The sequence below is a fragment of the Asanoa ferruginea genome (genome assembly GCF_003387075.1).
Lineage (GTDB): Bacteria > Actinomycetota > Actinomycetes > Mycobacteriales > Micromonosporaceae > Asanoa > Asanoa ferruginea.
Window position 1 is genome coordinate 710,032 of sequence record NZ_QUMQ01000001.1, and the last position, 13,740, is coordinate 723,771.

General features: G+C 69.9%; 20 protein-coding genes. 8 read left to right on the forward strand and 12 right to left on the reverse strand.

The window, feature by feature from the left end; genetic code table 11:
* Positions 1-66 precede the first annotated feature (66 nt).
* Positions 67-621, forward strand: a complete 555-nt coding sequence (locus DFJ67_RS03495; protein ID WP_116066533.1) for a DUF305 domain-containing protein — start codon at positions 67-69, stop codon at positions 619-621.
* On the opposite strand, the gene DFJ67_RS43640 is transcribed toward DFJ67_RS03495, so the two are convergent.
* The 4 genes from DFJ67_RS43640 to DFJ67_RS03515 all read right to left on the reverse strand — a co-directional run bounded on the left by DFJ67_RS43640 (position 618) and on the right by DFJ67_RS03515 (position 3,590).
* The gene (locus tag DFJ67_RS43640; RefSeq protein ID WP_239096944.1) at positions 618-1,154 is read right to left on the reverse strand and encodes a hypothetical protein; all 537 of its coding nucleotides are present in this window, start codon (positions 1,152-1,154) and stop codon (positions 618-620) included. The genes DFJ67_RS03495 and DFJ67_RS43640 overlap by 4 nt on opposite strands.
* 394 nt (positions 1,155-1,548) lie before the next feature.
* Complete coding sequence (locus DFJ67_RS03505; RefSeq protein WP_116066534.1) at positions 1,549-2,091, reverse strand: dihydrofolate reductase family protein; 543 nt, start codon at positions 2,089-2,091, stop codon at positions 1,549-1,551.
* Positions 2,092-2,094: 3 nt separating this feature from the next.
* Entirely contained in the window at positions 2,095-2,979 is an 885-nt protein-coding gene (locus DFJ67_RS03510) for an SRPBCC family protein (protein WP_116066535.1), read from the reverse strand.
* A gap of 26 nt (positions 2,980-3,005) precedes the next feature.
* Positions 3,006-3,590 (reverse strand): winged helix-turn-helix domain-containing protein, encoded by a 585-nt coding sequence (locus DFJ67_RS03515; protein WP_116066536.1) that lies wholly within the window; start codon positions 3,588-3,590, stop codon positions 3,006-3,008.
* Between the two features lie 140 nt (positions 3,591-3,730).
* Here DFJ67_RS03515 and DFJ67_RS03520 point away from each other — a divergent pair, with 140 nt between their 5' ends.
* Positions 3,731-4,897, forward strand: coding sequence for a serine hydrolase domain-containing protein (locus tag DFJ67_RS03520; RefSeq protein ID WP_116066537.1), 1,167 nt, complete (start codon positions 3,731-3,733; stop codon positions 4,895-4,897).
* Here the strand turns inward: DFJ67_RS03520 and DFJ67_RS03525 are convergent.
* Entirely contained in the window at positions 4,894-5,550 is a 657-nt protein-coding gene (locus DFJ67_RS03525; protein WP_239096943.1) for a helix-turn-helix transcriptional regulator, read from the reverse strand. The two genes, DFJ67_RS03520 and DFJ67_RS03525, sit on opposite strands and share 4 nt — an antisense overlap.
* 173 nt (positions 5,551-5,723) lie before the next feature.
* Between DFJ67_RS03525 and DFJ67_RS03530 the strand changes: the two genes are divergently transcribed.
* From DFJ67_RS03530 to DFJ67_RS03540, 3 genes are all read left to right on the forward strand, one after another.
* Entirely contained in the window at positions 5,724-6,707 is a 984-nt protein-coding gene (locus tag DFJ67_RS03530; protein WP_116066539.1) for a zinc-binding dehydrogenase, read from the forward strand.
* A gap of 72 nt (positions 6,708-6,779) precedes the next feature.
* Positions 6,780-7,121, forward strand: coding sequence for a LiaF domain-containing protein (locus DFJ67_RS03535; protein ID WP_116066540.1), 342 nt, complete (start codon positions 6,780-6,782; stop codon positions 7,119-7,121).
* Between the two features lie 40 nt (positions 7,122-7,161).
* On the forward strand, positions 7,162-7,806 hold the full coding sequence (locus tag DFJ67_RS03540; protein ID WP_116066541.1) for a GNAT family N-acetyltransferase: 645 nt from the start codon (positions 7,162-7,164) through the stop codon (positions 7,804-7,806).
* Here DFJ67_RS03540 and DFJ67_RS03545 read toward each other — a convergent pair.
* The 3 genes from DFJ67_RS03545 to DFJ67_RS03555 all read right to left on the reverse strand — a co-directional run bounded on the left by DFJ67_RS03545 (position 7,801) and on the right by DFJ67_RS03555 (position 9,597).
* Positions 7,801-8,718, reverse strand: coding sequence for an NADP-dependent oxidoreductase (locus DFJ67_RS03545; RefSeq protein WP_116066542.1), 918 nt, complete (start codon positions 8,716-8,718; stop codon positions 7,801-7,803). The genes DFJ67_RS03540 and DFJ67_RS03545 overlap by 6 nt on opposite strands.
* 65 nt (positions 8,719-8,783) lie before the next feature.
* Positions 8,784-9,017: a tetratricopeptide repeat protein gene (locus tag DFJ67_RS43180; RefSeq protein WP_203783027.1), complete on the reverse strand. Its 234-nt coding sequence runs from the start codon at positions 9,015-9,017 to the stop codon at positions 8,784-8,786.
* Positions 9,018-9,252: 235 nt separating this feature from the next.
* Positions 9,253-9,597 carry a YciI family protein gene (locus DFJ67_RS03555; protein WP_116066543.1) on the reverse strand — a complete coding sequence of 115 codons (345 nt, stop codon included), beginning with the start codon at positions 9,595-9,597 and terminating at the stop codon, positions 9,253-9,255.
* A 205-nt stretch (positions 9,598-9,802) separates the two neighbouring features.
* On the opposite strand from DFJ67_RS03555, the gene DFJ67_RS03560 reads away from it, so the two are divergent.
* On the forward strand, positions 9,803-10,552 hold the full coding sequence (locus tag DFJ67_RS03560) for a metallophosphoesterase (protein WP_116066544.1): 750 nt from the start codon (positions 9,803-9,805) through the stop codon (positions 10,550-10,552).
* Here the strand turns inward: DFJ67_RS03560 and DFJ67_RS03565 are convergent.
* Positions 10,545-10,982 carry a glutaredoxin domain-containing protein gene (locus DFJ67_RS03565; RefSeq protein WP_116066545.1) on the reverse strand — a complete coding sequence of 146 codons (438 nt, stop codon included), beginning with the start codon at positions 10,980-10,982 and terminating at the stop codon, positions 10,545-10,547. The genes DFJ67_RS03560 and DFJ67_RS03565 overlap by 8 nt on opposite strands.
* Before the next feature lie 63 nt (positions 10,983-11,045).
* Here DFJ67_RS03565 and DFJ67_RS03570 point away from each other — a divergent pair, with 63 nt between their 5' ends.
* Positions 11,046-11,504 (forward strand): hypothetical protein, encoded by a 459-nt coding sequence (locus tag DFJ67_RS03570; RefSeq protein WP_116066546.1) that lies wholly within the window; start codon positions 11,046-11,048, stop codon positions 11,502-11,504.
* Here DFJ67_RS03570 and DFJ67_RS03575 read toward each other — a convergent pair.
* On the reverse strand, positions 11,450-12,394 hold the full coding sequence (locus DFJ67_RS03575; protein ID WP_116066547.1) for an inositol-3-phosphate synthase: 945 nt from the start codon (positions 12,392-12,394) through the stop codon (positions 11,450-11,452). The genes DFJ67_RS03570 and DFJ67_RS03575 overlap by 55 nt on opposite strands.
* A gap of 98 nt (positions 12,395-12,492) precedes the next feature.
* Between DFJ67_RS03575 and DFJ67_RS03580 the strand changes: the two genes are divergently transcribed.
* Positions 12,493-12,906 carry a PPOX class F420-dependent oxidoreductase gene (locus DFJ67_RS03580; RefSeq protein ID WP_203783026.1) on the forward strand — a complete coding sequence of 138 codons (414 nt, stop codon included), beginning with the start codon at positions 12,493-12,495 and terminating at the stop codon, positions 12,904-12,906.
* Here the strand turns inward: DFJ67_RS03580 and DFJ67_RS03585 are convergent.
* Together DFJ67_RS03585 and DFJ67_RS03590 are read right to left on the reverse strand one after the other, a co-directional pair.
* The gene (locus DFJ67_RS03585; protein WP_116066549.1) at positions 12,903-13,349 is read right to left on the reverse strand and encodes a hypothetical protein; all 447 of its coding nucleotides are present in this window, start codon (positions 13,347-13,349) and stop codon (positions 12,903-12,905) included. The genes DFJ67_RS03580 and DFJ67_RS03585 overlap by 4 nt on opposite strands.
* Before the next feature lie 48 nt (positions 13,350-13,397).
* Complete coding sequence (locus tag DFJ67_RS03590; RefSeq protein WP_116066550.1) at positions 13,398-13,736, reverse strand: hypothetical protein; 339 nt, start codon at positions 13,734-13,736, stop codon at positions 13,398-13,400.
* Positions 13,737-13,740 lie beyond the last annotated feature (4 nt).

The window sequence follows — 13,740 nt, forward strand, 5'->3', positions numbered from 1 at the left end:
CTACAAATCCGCACCGGCAGTCGGGAAGGCTCCGTGAACATTCCCTCGGTTTCCCATTTTCTTGTTATGACGAGAAAACGATTCGCGGCGCTTCTCATCGCCACCGCGCTGCTGCCGGCCGTCACCGGATGCACCCAGCCGGCGCCCGCTGCCCCGGTCGTGGTTCCCACCGCCACCACCACCAGCTTCGGCGGCACCGACCTGGCCTGGATCGAGATAAACATCGCGATGAACGATCAGGTCCTGCCGCTGCTGGCCCTGGTGCCGACCCGCGTTGCCGACCCGGCGCTGAAGACGCTGAGCGCGCAGGTCCAGACCTCCGCGACAGCCGAACTGGCCACCTTGCGGGTCCTGCACGACGAGGCGGGCCTGCCACCGGAGAACCCGCACGAGGGCATGCTGATGCCCGGCCTGGTGCCAACCGAGGCGGTGACCGAGGCGGCGAAACTCTCCGGCCCGCCTTTCGACAAGGCGCTCAGAGAGCAACTCAAGGGCTATCTCGAGCAGAGCCACCGGCTGGCCCAGGACGAGCAGAAGGCCGGCACGGACCCGCAGACCCTCGCGTTGGCGGCGAGCGCCGCGACCATGCGCGACACCGCCCTGAAGCAGCTGACCGCCTAGTCGGCGAGCACCTCCCGCAGGCGCGTGGCAAACTCGGCGGGCTTGCCCGCGTAGCCGAAGTCGCCACCGAGGAACCCGCCGTGGTGGCTCGGGAACACGACGGCCTCCCGGCCGAGCAGCCCCGCCATCCCGACCGCGGTGCGCGCGGTGTAGGTGCCCGCGGACTCCTCACCGACCGCGACCACGACGCGGGTCGGCGCGGCCAGCAACCGGGCCGCGTCAGGGAGGTAGTCGGTGACCGCCCACGAACGCTGCGACAGCAGCGGGTCGTCGCGGGTGCCGTCGTCTTCGGTCGGCATGCCGAACATCGCCGGGTCGGGCGCCGGCTGCGCGAAGTATTCGTCGGTGAACTCGCCCTGCCACGAGGTCATCGCGATGAACGCGGCCATCCCCGCGCCGGTGCCCTTCGCCTGGTAGGCCTCGTAGAAGCCGGCCCGGGCCCGCGCCGCGCCGGCCGCGTCGGGCAGCACGGCGTTGATCGGCGGCTCGTGCGCCACCAGCGTGTCGACATCATCGGGGTAGGCCGCGACCAACTCGAGGCCGGTGACCGCGCCGCCGCTGCTGCCGAAACGTCGACCGGGCCCGTGCCGAGGGCCTCGATCAGCAGGTGCAGGTCGGCGGCCTGCTGCTGCGGCGTGTGGTCGTCGCGGCCGTCGCTGCGGGCGCTGCGGCCCAGGCCGCGAGGGTCGTAGGTGACGACCGTCCGGTCCGGGAAATGCCCCGCTAGGGTCGTGAAGCCATCGGCGGTCATCGGCTGCCCGATCATCAGCAGAACGGGCTTGCCATCGGCCGGTGGCAGCGGGCCGCGGACGTCGTAGACCAGATCCGCGCCCGGCAGGGCGAGGGTGTGCGTCTCCATGCCAGTCATGCGGCCGAGCCTACGTGGGGGGCCGGACACTTTCCGTGCGGTCCAGCCCCGCCACCCCGTCAGGAACGCGCCGCGAAGACGTGTGCGACGGCCCCACCGCTGAACGCGATGGTGTCGATCGGCTCGATGGTGAGCGGCGCGGTGAAGAGCCGCTCACCCGCGCCCAGCACGACCGGATGGACGACCAGGCGGTATTCGTCGATCAGGCCAGTCTCGACCAGCGAACGGGCGAACCGAACACCGCCGTGGGCGAGCAGGTATCCCCCGGAATCCTCCTTCTTGAGCCGCGTGACGGCATCGGTCAGGTCGCCGGCGGCGATCGTCGTCTCGCCCCAGTCGGCGGACGCCAGCGAGTGGGAGAACACCACCTTGGGGATCTCGTTCATCGGCTTGGCGAACGGCCCGACGGCGCTGGGCCAGAAGCCGGCCCAGGCCGCGTAGGTGGTGGCGCCGACGAGGTGCGCGCCGGCGTTGCTCAGGGTCTCGACAGTCCAGTCGCGGCCGTCATCGGAGCGCCCGGCGGCGACCCAGTCGGCGCTGCCGTCGGGCGGTGCGACAAAGCCGTCGAGCGAGACGGACATCTTCAGCACGAGCGAGGCCATCGGCTAGTCGTTGGTCACGAGCTCGAACGGGAGGCCGTCGAGCCGCACCTCGACCCACCGGCTGCGCCAGTTCTTGACCTCGTGGAAGCGGCGCAGCTCGGCCAGGCCGCTGAGCGCACCCAGCCAGCCGGAGAAGGGCGGGTTGGTCTCGTCGAAGCCACTGTGGACATAGGTCAGCCGGGTGTGCCCGTCGGAGTCGGCCAGCTCCCAGGACTCGACCATGTCGCCGCCCCAGTCGATGGACAGCGACTGCCCCGGCTGGATGTCGACGATGCGGGCCGGGTCGGGGTTGGCCTCGAAACCACCCATCGCCCAGCGGCCGCCCGGTTCGAGCTCGTTCTCCAGCTTCACCCCGAACCACCGGGAGGCCTGCTCCGGGTCGGTCATCGAGTCGTAGACCGCCTGCCGATCGGCGTCGATCAGGATCTCGCAGCGGAACGTCGTGGTGGTGAAGTCGCACCGCGGGCTGGGCTCGCGTCCTTCGGCGTAGTCGGCCAGGTTGGCCAGCGACAGCGTCCAGTAGGTGTGCATCAGGCCGCGGTCGCCGGTTTCGGTCAGCACCTCGGGCCAGCCGATGATCCCGGTGTGGGTCAGCGTCAGCAGGGTCGAGCCGCCGTCGCCCGAGTCGGCGGCCAGTCCGATGTCGACGGTGGTGGGCTGGCCGTCGAGCTCCCAGTCGAACCGCAGCGAGCTGTCGTCGGCGTGCCGCAGGCGCTGGTGCGCCGCGCCGCCGTTGGGGGTGAAGCGACCCCAGAACTCGTAGCGGTTGGGCAGCTCCACCTCGGCGTGCTCGGCGAGCCAGACCCGCAACGCCGCCGGGTCGGTGAGCGCGCGGTGCACGGCGCCGGGCGGCGCGGCGATCCGGATGACTTTCTTCAAGCTGGCCATCGGCCTTCTCCTTGTCGACTCTGGACTTATCCGTCGTGCGGGCGGTCGGGATAGCAGGCGACGGCGAGCTTGAACGCATCCCCTTCGGCGCCGCCGTATTTGGTGAAGAGCCCCTCCAGCGCGGCTTTCAGGTCGGCCATGAACTCCGGGCGCCGCTCGGGTCGCACCCGGATCGCGCCGGACACGCCGAGCGACGGCAGGTCGGGCTCGGTCTGTTTGGCCACCCGGGCGGCTGCCTGGATGTGCAGGGCGGCGACGTCGGACTGGACCTCTTCCATGAGGTCGAGGAGATAGCCGAGGCTGGCCTCGTCGCGGTGCTGGCGTTGCCCGATCCGGCCCACCAGCCGGGGCGAGAGCCAGTAGGCCCGCGCGGCGGCCTGGTAGACGCCCTCGTTGATGCCACGCACCCGCCGCTCCGAGACCTGGGTGGCCAGGCCGTGCTCGACGAGCCGCTTGACGTGGTAGTAGACGCGCTGCTGGCTCTGGTCGAGCCGGGCGGCCACCTCGGTGCACGAACGTGGCTCGGCCAGCTGCCGCAAAACCTCGATGCGCTGCGGTTTCAGCAGCGTCTCGGCCTGGTCGACGCGCTCCAGGTAGAGGAGGTCCTTCATCACAAAAACGATCCTGGACGCACAAAAGAATTTTGTCAATCACCAGCAGGGGTACGTCGGAAACAGGATCATTGCCCCGAAATGCGAGGTAACTTCACCCCACGAGGGTTCACCGATTTCTTTACCGAGGGCGGCTGAGAATGAGGGTTTCGAGCCGCGCGCGGCGGTGGACGGCTACGGTCTTCGTCGCGGTCCTCGTCTTCGGCCTCAACGCGTCGGGCGCCAGCAGGCCCGCGACGCTGCGCGTCAGCGACGGCATCCACGACGCCGATCCGGATGCCCAGAAGGTCGTCGAGATCATCGAACGGAAGATGAAGGAACAAGACCTCACCAGCGCGGTGTACGGGGTATGGCGGGGCGACGAGGTGGTCGCCGTGGGCGCGATCGGTGACTCGCCGATCGGAGTGCCGGCCACGCCTGACATGCGGGTGCGGATCGGCCAGCCGATGGAGTCGATGCTCTCGACCGTCCTCTTGCAACTCGACGGCGAAGGCGTTGTGCCGCAGGACGAACCGATCGCGACGTGGCTGCCGGACTTCCCCCGCGCCGACCGGATCACGCCCCGGATGCTGGCCAGCAGCACGTCCGGCATCTCGGACTACGTCACCAACCCCACGTTCCTGAAGCAGTTCTACGCCAACCCCTTCACGGGATTCACCAGCGACCAACTGTTCGCGCTGGCCAATGAGCGACCTCCGCTGTTCGAACCCGGGACCAATTTGGCGTACGCCCACAGCGATCTGGTTGTTTTGGGTGAGGTGTTGCAGCGGGCGACCGGGAAACCGCTCGGCGACCTGTTGCGGGAACGCGTCCTCGGCCCGCTGGCGATGCGCGACAGCGAAGTCGTGCTGACGTCGCAGATCGGCGAGCCCTTTCTGCACGGCTACACCAACGAGCGCGGATTCTTCGAAGACTCGTCGTTCTGGAACCCGACGGCCTTCCTGCACAGCGGCAACATGACGACCACCGTCGCCGACGTCGCCACCTGGATCCGGGCGCTCGCCGATGGTCGGCTGCTGACCGATGCCGAGCACGAGGCCATGATGGCCCCCTCGACGGCCGGCCTCGGACCGCTGACGAAGGACAAGTTCTTCGCCTACGGCATCGCACACCCGGGCGACTGGTGGTTCATGGATCCGTCCTATGGGGGCTATCACGGTGTCGTCTACTACGACACGCAGACGCAGACGCTCGTCATCGCCTATGTGACGCTGGGGCCGACCTCGGACGCGAGCACGGACAACGCGCTCCCGCTGGGCAAGGAGATCGCCAGCGCGCTCGTCCCGGACAACCCGCCCCAGGTCTAGCCGGTGGCGCGGCCCGCGCGGTGGCGGCCGGGTGTGGTGCCGATGATGGCGGTGAAGGCGGCGATGAAGCTGCTCGGGTTGGACCAGCCACAGGCGTGGGCGACCCGGATCGTGTCGTGGCCGTCGGCGAGCAGCACCAGCGCGTGGTGGATGCGTAGCTGAGTGCGCCACTCGTAGAAGGTCATGCCGAGCTCGTCGTGGAACAGCCGGCTGAGCGTGCGGGCGCTGGCCCCGATCCGCTGCCCGAGGTCGGCCAGCGGGGTGTTGTCGGCGGGGTTGTCGTAGAGCGCCGCCGCGATGGCCTGCAACCGGTCGTCGCGTGGTTCCGGCAGTTGCAGTGGCTGCTCGGGCGCTTCGTGGAGTTCGTCGACCAGAACCCGTTGCAGCCGGGCACGCGCGGCGTCGTCGTGGTCGCGCGGGCCGGTGAGGGTGAGCACGAGCTCGCGGGCCAGGTCGGAGGCCAGGAACACGGCCGGATGGTCCGGCGCGAGGCGGGCGAGGGACGCCGGCAGGAACACGATCCGCATGTCGGTCTGACCGTGCGCGCGGTGGTAGTGCGTGAAGCCGCCCGGTGTCCAGGCGACCCGGTTGGCGGGCACGATCGACGTGCCTCGCTCGGTGTGCACGGACAGGACGCCGCGGGCCGCGTACACCAGATGGCCTTGGGGGTGTGAATGTTGTGAGCTGGTGCCGCCCGACGGCCACAGGTGGACGCCCGCCGACGGCAACAACCGCGACGTCGGCGTTGCGGCGGCTTGGCGGCCAACAGGCATAGTTTGGCATTCTATCGGTAGCCGGCCAGGCCCGCTTCGGCGACGGTGAACGCATGACGACAACGATGCGAGCGGCGGTCTGTGTCAGCGCGGGCGGCCCGGAAGTGCTGGAGATCCGTGAGCTGCCGGTGCCGGCGGTGCGGCCGGGTTGGAGCCTGGTGCGGGTCGCGGGCGCCGGCCTCAACCGGTCGGAGCTGCGCACCCGGCAGGGCCACTCGCCGAGCGTGCGCTTCCCTCGGGTGCTCGGGATCGAGTGCGTGGGGGTCGTGGCCGTCTCGACCGATCCTTCGGTGCCCGATGGGACGACCGTCGCGGCGGTGATGGGCGAGATGGGCCGGGAGTTCGACGGCGGGTACGCGGAGTACGCGCTGGTGCCCAACTCGCTGCTGATGCCGGTCGCCTCCACATTGCCGTGGGAGGTGCTGGCGGCGTTGCCGGAGACCTACCTGACGGCGCGGGGCTCGCTGGACGCGTTGGGGATCGAGCCGGGCGGCCGGTTGCTGATCCGCGGCGGCACCTCGTCGGTGGGCCTGGCGGCGGCGTCGATCGCTTTGGGGCACGGCGTCGAGACCGCGGCGACGACCCGGCGGCCCGACAAGGTCAGCGCGTTGACGGTGGCGGCCGTAGACCACGTGCTCGTCGATGCCGGCGGGTCGCTGGCGGGTCCCGTGCACGACGTCTGGCCGGAGGGGCCTGACTACGTGCTGGATCTCGTCGGCGCGAGCACGGCGGTCGACTCGCTGCGGCTGGTCCGTCGGGGCGGCATCGTGTGCGTGTCGGGCTCGCTCAACGGATGGCTGCTGCCAAACTTCGAGCCGATCGCGATGATCCCGACCGGGACCAGGCTCACGGCGTTTCACAGCGACACCATTAAGGGCAGCGTGGGTACGGCCGTGTTGCAGCGGATCATCCACGAGGTCGAGGCGGGTGCCTACCGGCCCAACGTGGACCGGGTATTCGGCCTGTCCGACATCGTCGCGGCCCACCGCTACATGGAGAACAACGAGGCCACCGGGAAGGTCGTCGCGGTCCCGTGATGACAACTGTCATGATCGGTCCAGGACGGACGGCAGGGCCGCAGGAGCGGGGCGGTCCCTAACGTCATCGCCATGGAGAACAACGAAACCCAGTGGCACGTCGGTCTTCTCGGTGGCGTCAAGCGCCGTGGCGCGTGGCGGATGAGCCGGCACCTGGTCGCCGTGAGTGCCGTCGGCGGCGTCAACGCCGACCTGACGGAGGCGCGGTTCGACACGGCCGAGTCGATTCTGACCAAGGTCAGCCTGGTCGGCGGCGTGTCGTTGACCGTGCCGCACGACGTCGACGTCGAGGTCGGTGGATTCTCGTTGTTCGGCGGAAGCAACATCGAGCAGGCGCAGCGGACCGGGCCGGCCGCGCACACCGTGCGGGTGCGCAACTATGGCGTCTTCGGCGGCGTGCGCGTCTGCCGTTAATCGCGAGCGCCGGCCGGATTGCCGCGGATAGGGTGCGCCGATGCCGTCCACGTATCCCCCGCTCAACCTGGCCGTGCGCACCCCGCGGCTGACCCTGGCCGCCGCCACCGACGAGCTTCTCGAACGGCTCGTGCCGGTGGTCCGGGCCGGCGTGGTCAACGAGGGCGAGCCGCTGCCGTTCGACGACCCGATGACGCTCTACGCGGACAGCCCGACCCGGGAGTGGGGCTGGCTGCGCCGCATCTGGGCCGGCCGGGCGCGGGTCGACGCCGACCGCTGGCGGTTATATTTCGTGGTCTGCGACGACGGTGAGCCGGTCGGGATGCAGGACCTGGTCGGCGCCGACTTCGCCGCGCTCGGCACGGTGACCACGTTCTCCTGGCTGGCGCCCGGCGCCCGAGGTCGCGGTCTCGGCAAGGATGCCCGGGCGGCGATCCTGCACCTCGCGTTCGAGGGCTTCAACGCCCGCGAGGCGGGCAGCGACGCGTTCGCCGACAACTACGCGTCCAACCGGGTGTCGGAGGCGCTCGGCTACACCCGCAACGGCACCGACTGGGCGACCCGCCGCGGCGAGCCGGCGCAGTTGTTGCGCTGGCGGTTGACCCGCGACGAATGGGCAGCGCGGCGCCGCGGTGACATCGAGCTGTCCGGGGTCGAGGAATGCAGGCCCGTGCTCGGCCTATGAGGCCAGCACGATCTTGCCCTGGCGGGAGCCCTGCCCGGCGGCAGCGTGTGCGGCGGCGCCGTCGGCGAGCGGGAACACGGCCTCGATCGGCATCCGGAAGCGGCCCTCGGCGAACAGGTCCGCCGCGACAACGAGGCCGTGGCTGCCGTCGGGTTCGCCGCCGAGCCGTCCCGTCGTTATGCGCGCGCCGTGCTGTGCCGCGGTGAAGTCGGCGAGGGTCACCACGTGCCCGGGGTCGCCGGTGATGTCGATCAGATCCGCGAGCCCACCGCCGCCCGCGACGTCCAGGGCGCGGTCCACCTTGGTTCCGCTGATGCGACCGCCGAGGCCCGGGCCGTAGGTGGTCGGGCGCGCGCCCAACCCGGTGACGAACTCGTGGTTGCCGGCTCGCGCGGTGCCGATGACATGCGCACCGCGCGCGGCGGCGAGTTGGACGGCCACGCTGCCGACTCCACCGGCGGCGCCGTCGATGACGATGGTCATTCCATCGCGAAGGTCGAGGAGATCGAGGGCGCGGGTGGCGGTTTCGACGCTTGACGCCGCGGCGCCGGCTTCGGTCCACGGCATCAACGCGGGCTTGGGTGCCCAGAACTGCAACACCGCGAACTCGGCGTGGGCGCCGCCGAGCCGGGCGACATTCACGATGCCGAACACCTCGTCGCCGATGGCGACGCCCGTCACGTCGGGGCCGACCTCGTCGACCACGCCGGCGGCGTCGACCCCTGGGATGTGCGGCAGCGCCAGCCGCCGGCTCATCGGGGTGGTCCCGGCGCGGAGGCCGAGGTCGACCGGGGAGATGCCGCCCGCGTGCACCCGCACCCGAATCTCGCCGGCGCCGGGGTGCGGCTCGGCCGCTTCGCCGACCTGGAGAACCTCGGGACCGCCGAACCGCTGGAATTGGAGCGCGAACACCGCATCACCGTAAACGCGGCTAGGCCCGCCGAGGTCGAAGTGAGAGGCCAGGGCCACCAGTTGAGTCAGTTGAGCCGGTCGGCGAGGAAGCGGCGTTCGGCGTCGGTCTGGGCGAGGTCGAGCGCCCAGCGGTAGGCGGCGCGGGCCTCGTCGGTGCGGCCGAGGCGGCTCAGGAACTCGGCCCTGGTCGAGGTCGAGCCCGTCGAGGATTGCCAGGCCGGCCTCGGGCCCGGGGCCGGGTGGCAGCAGGTGAAGATCAGCTCCAGCCGCTCGTCCGCGACGGTGGCGGCGTCGTCCATGAGGCCTCCGGTCCGGCGGGCGTGGTTTCGAGGTCGCGGGCGAGCAGCTTCGTCTTGGCCCTCAGGACCCGCTGTCGGCGCAGGTGGTCGATGGCCCGGTTGCGGGCGGTCGTCACGAGCCAGCCCGGTGGGGTTGGCCGGTTCCCCGTCGCGGGGCCAACGCTCGGCGGCGACAGCGAACGCCTCGGCGGCCGCGTCCTCGGCCAGTTCGATGTCGCCGAGGATCCCGACGGCCTCAAGCGCCACGGAGGCGTGCCTCGACGATTGGTCGTACCTCGATGGCGGTGCCGGGTCTGGTCGTTTGAAGCATGTCCTCGGCGATGGCGAGCGCGCCGTCGAGGTCGTCGGCCTCGATCAGGATCAGCCCGGCCAGATATTCCTTGCTGTCGACGAAGGGCCCGTCGGTCAGCAGCGTCCCGCGCTCGCCGTTGCGCAGCGTCGTCGCCGACTCGTCGGCGTGCAGGCGGGCCCAGCCGGCGACGACGGGCCGGTCGAGCCTGGTGGCGAGGGCTTCCGGAATCGGGCGGGTGGCCCGGTCGGTCTCCTCGGGCGGCGAATAGGCGAGCAAGGCGTATTGCATGGGTCCTCCATTCATGGATTCCAACCATTCGACGAACGGCGCACCGGCGGACGGACACCAACCACTCCGGAATCTTTTCGCAGCGGCGGTGTACGCGGCAGCACCGGGGCGAGGAGCTCGACAACCTCCAGGCGGCGACACACCGGCTGATCGGCGTACTGTCGCGGTCGGCTGGTTCGGATCGTGATCGCGGCGCGGGGGCGGTATGGCGAAGATCGTGGTGATCGGCGATGTCGGCGGTTGCCCGGCTGAGCTGTCGAAAGTGATCGCACCGATGCTCGACGATCCGGACGTCCGGGTCATCCAGGTCGGCGACCTCGTCGACCGCGGCCCGGACAGCTCCGGCGTCCTGGCCTTCGTCGAGCAACAACCTCCGGGCCGCTGGACCCAGCTCATCGGCAACCACGAGTCGCAATACGTGGGTGGCGACAGTTTCTGGCCGCATCGACTCGCCGAGGATGATGCCCGGCTACTCGAGGAATGGTGGCTCAAGGAACGGATGCGGGTGGCCGCCGCCGTGCGCACCGCCGACGGCGAGGAATACCTGGTGACCCACGCCGGCCTGACCGTCGACGCCTGGCGGGAGCTGGACGAGCCGGTCACCGCGGCCACCGCAGCCGACCTGCTGAACACCAGGCCCGACAACCTGCTGTGGCGCGATCACGGCCCATTGTGGGCGGAGGCCGGGCCGGGGCTCTACGAGCCGTGGCTGCACGCCACCCAGCCGATGCCGTTCTCCCAGATCCACGGACACTCGACGATCGTGAGCTATCGGCGGCAAACCTGGATGTGCGGCGAACGCATCCGGCAACGCTCGACCGTCGACTGGACGGCCCGGCACACCGTCACCCGCCTCGGCGCCGCACACTTCGTCGGCATCGACCCGAAACACGGCACCGTCGGCGCACCGACCTGGGCGCCGTTGATCCTTGACGGCGCCACGCTGCTCAGCTGAACTGGCGCAACCGTTCGCGCAACCACGTCGGGTCGGGGTTGACGTGCGGTTGGCCGTCGAGTTCGACGGTCGGGACCGTCTCGTCGCCGCCGGTGATCGCCCGGACCGCCGCCGCGCCCGCCGGATCGGCCCAGATGTTGACCCAGTGCGCCCGCCGACCGTCGCGGCCGAGCCGGAGGCGCAACCGTTGGCAATAGGTGCAGCCGGGCCGCCAGTAGATGATCGGCCGACCATCCTGGCGGGTGCGCTCTTTCGCCTGTGCGGCTTTGAGGGACCGGGGAAAGGCCAGGGGCGACCAGGCGTACGCCAGCAGCGCGAACGCCACGAGCTCGAGGACGGCGAGGACGTGGCCGCCGCCGGCGAACTGCGCGACGGCCACGAAAACGCCCACGGCTAGGGCGAGACCGGCCAACCGCCAACTCCGCAACACGCCGTCAGGTTACGCCCGCCCGGCCCGCCTCCCCGACGACGCCATCCGAGAAAATGTGACCCCATGACACATCCCACCTCGCGCCTCGCGGGCCTCACCGAGCTGACCGGGGTCGAGAAACTATGGTTCAGCGGTTGGTACGACGGCCCGATCACCGGCCTGGCCGCCTATCGCGACCACGAATACTGGTTCGTCATGGTCGCTAACGACAGCAAGGGCGGGCACTGGGACTTCGATCCGCGCGTCTATGTTCTTCACCACCTGACTCCGGAACTGCTGGCTCAGGAATGGGAGGCCCACCGCGCCTTCGCGGCCGCGGATTTTCCCGGCTGCCTACACACGCCGCGGCGCCCCTTCGTTGCCGCCGCTGATCGCGAGATGACGGCCGCGCTTCGCGACCGGTGGCCGGCCGAGCGTGAAGACGCATACCGGAACGCACCAGCGGTCGGCTGGTTCCGCGACACCGGTCAGATCGACGTGCCGGGTGGCGACTTGAGCAGCGGCGACGCCTCGGTCGGGTAGCCGCCGCGGCCGTTGCGGAGCGCGCTCGCCGCGATGCGGATCAGGTCGATGTTGACGCCCGCCGCGCCGCTCGGGTCGTGCACCTTCAGTTTCACATCGAGGCTCACGGTGGTCTCGCCCCAGCCCTGCGCCTCGATGTTGAGGTGGGCCACCTTCTGCGACTTCAGCTGCGACAGGTAGCCGAGCGGCGCCAACTGGACCTTGTCGGCCGCCGACAGGGCGTTGAGCTTGGACTGCTTCTTGGTGTTGGGGTTGTCGACCAGGTTGCGGAAGTCTTCCGTGCCGCCCAGGTTGACCTGGTAGGAACTGGTCAGGGTCAACCCCCGCTCGGCGAGCAACCGCAGCAACGTGTTGTGCAGCACCGACGTGCCGAACTGGCTGGCCAGGTCGTCGCCGAGCAGCGGCAGCCCGGCCGCCTCGAACCGCTCGATCCACTGTGGATCGCGCCCGATCGGGTCCGAGGTGGTGTTGATGAAGGCGACACCCGCGACACGGGCCGCCTCCGCGTAGGCCCGGGCGGTGTCCGGGCGGCCGCTCGGCGCCGAGTAGAGCAGGACCTCGGCCCCCGCGAGCGCCGCCGCCACCCGGTCGACCTCGGTGGCGTCGACCAGCCCCTTGGTCACCGGGACGCCCGCCGGAGCCAGATCCGCGGCGAGACGCGGGAAGTTGTTGGGCGACATGAAGATCGCCTCGGTTAGATCCTTGCCGACCTTGGCGTCGGAGGTCGCGAAGGCGGCGACGAAGTCGATGTCAGCCACCCCGAGGCCGTCGATGACCGGCGTCCGGATGCCCACCAGGCTGCCGGTCTGCCGATAGAGCGCGATCCCCTGCACCAGCGCCGACGTGTTGTTGCCGACGCCCACAACCGCGACCCGAACCCGTTTGATCATGAACACGACAGTACGTCTGGTGCTCACCGCGGTGTCGCCGGGGCTTTTGCGGACCTTGGGGTGGTTGGGGTCGTAACGTGCTCTGTATGGGTGAGCAAATGAGCGAGGACGAGTGGAAGGCCTTCATCATGGAAGGCACCCGCACCGGCATGCTGGCCACCGTGCGGGCAGACGGCAGCCCACACGTCGCGCCCATGTGGTTTCTGCTTGATGGGAGCGATCTGGTCTTCACGACCGAAGACGACACCGTGAAGGCACACAACCTCGTGCGGGATTCCCGGGCGGCCATCTGCGTCGACGACGCGCGGCCTCCGTATTCGTTCGCGGTGCTCAACGGACGAGTGAATATCTCCGAGGACCCTGGGCAGTTGCGCGAGTGGGCGGCCAGGATCGCCGCGCGTTACATGGGCGAAGACCGCGCAGACGAATACGGCCGGCGCAACAGCGTGCCGGGCATGTTGCTGGTGCGCCTGCGGATCGAGCACGTCGCCGCCGAGCACGCCATCGCCTAGTCTCCGGAGAAACCCCAGAAATAGATCTCCTCCGGCTCCCCCGCCGCGTTGTGCAGGACCGCGCACCGCCCGAACCAGCGCTGTTCGGCGAGCGGCTTGAGCGCCTCGACGTGGTCGCGGGTCAGCTTCGCCACGCCGATCTTCGCGAGGGCTTCCGCCTCGCTGACCGGCTGCACCGTGCTGATCTCGGGCTTTTCGCCGTCGGCAACCATTCGGTCCATGTCCAGAATGGAGTGCGTGCCCGACTGCCGCACCCTCTCCGGCTCCCACAACTCGTCCTCGGTCCGCGGCCGATTCGGGAAGTCGGCAGCCGACGTGCCGAACTGATACGGCACCGCCCACCAATAGTCGCCCGTGTCGAAGACATGCTGACGCAACTCATCCAACGCGGCGTCGAGATCCGGCTGATACGCCACGTAGTAGTCCCACCACGATGCGCCCATGCCCGCCCCCTGCTAGTTGATCTTCGCTGGCACACTCGCCGGAAGCAGTCAGTCGGGATAGCCCGACAGCGGATCCATCACGAAAGTCTTGTTAGCTGGGTCGACCGACAGCCAACCCGTCGCCCGGTTGTCCGGAAGCAGCGCCGACCAGTCGATCTCGGCGCGCGACCGCGCTGCCGGGTCGACGAACAGCACGAACCGCCACCGTTCCTGCCCGCTGGCGCCGCACCAGGCGGCACCGCGGACGCATGGCGGCGCACCGGTCAGCTCATATTCCTCAGCGATCAGACCGTCACACCAGTGCCGGCGCAGGTGCCGGTCCTCGAAACCCCGGAACTCCGCGCTGACGCGGAGTTCCAGCCGCAGCCAGAACTCCGCCTCATCCAAGACC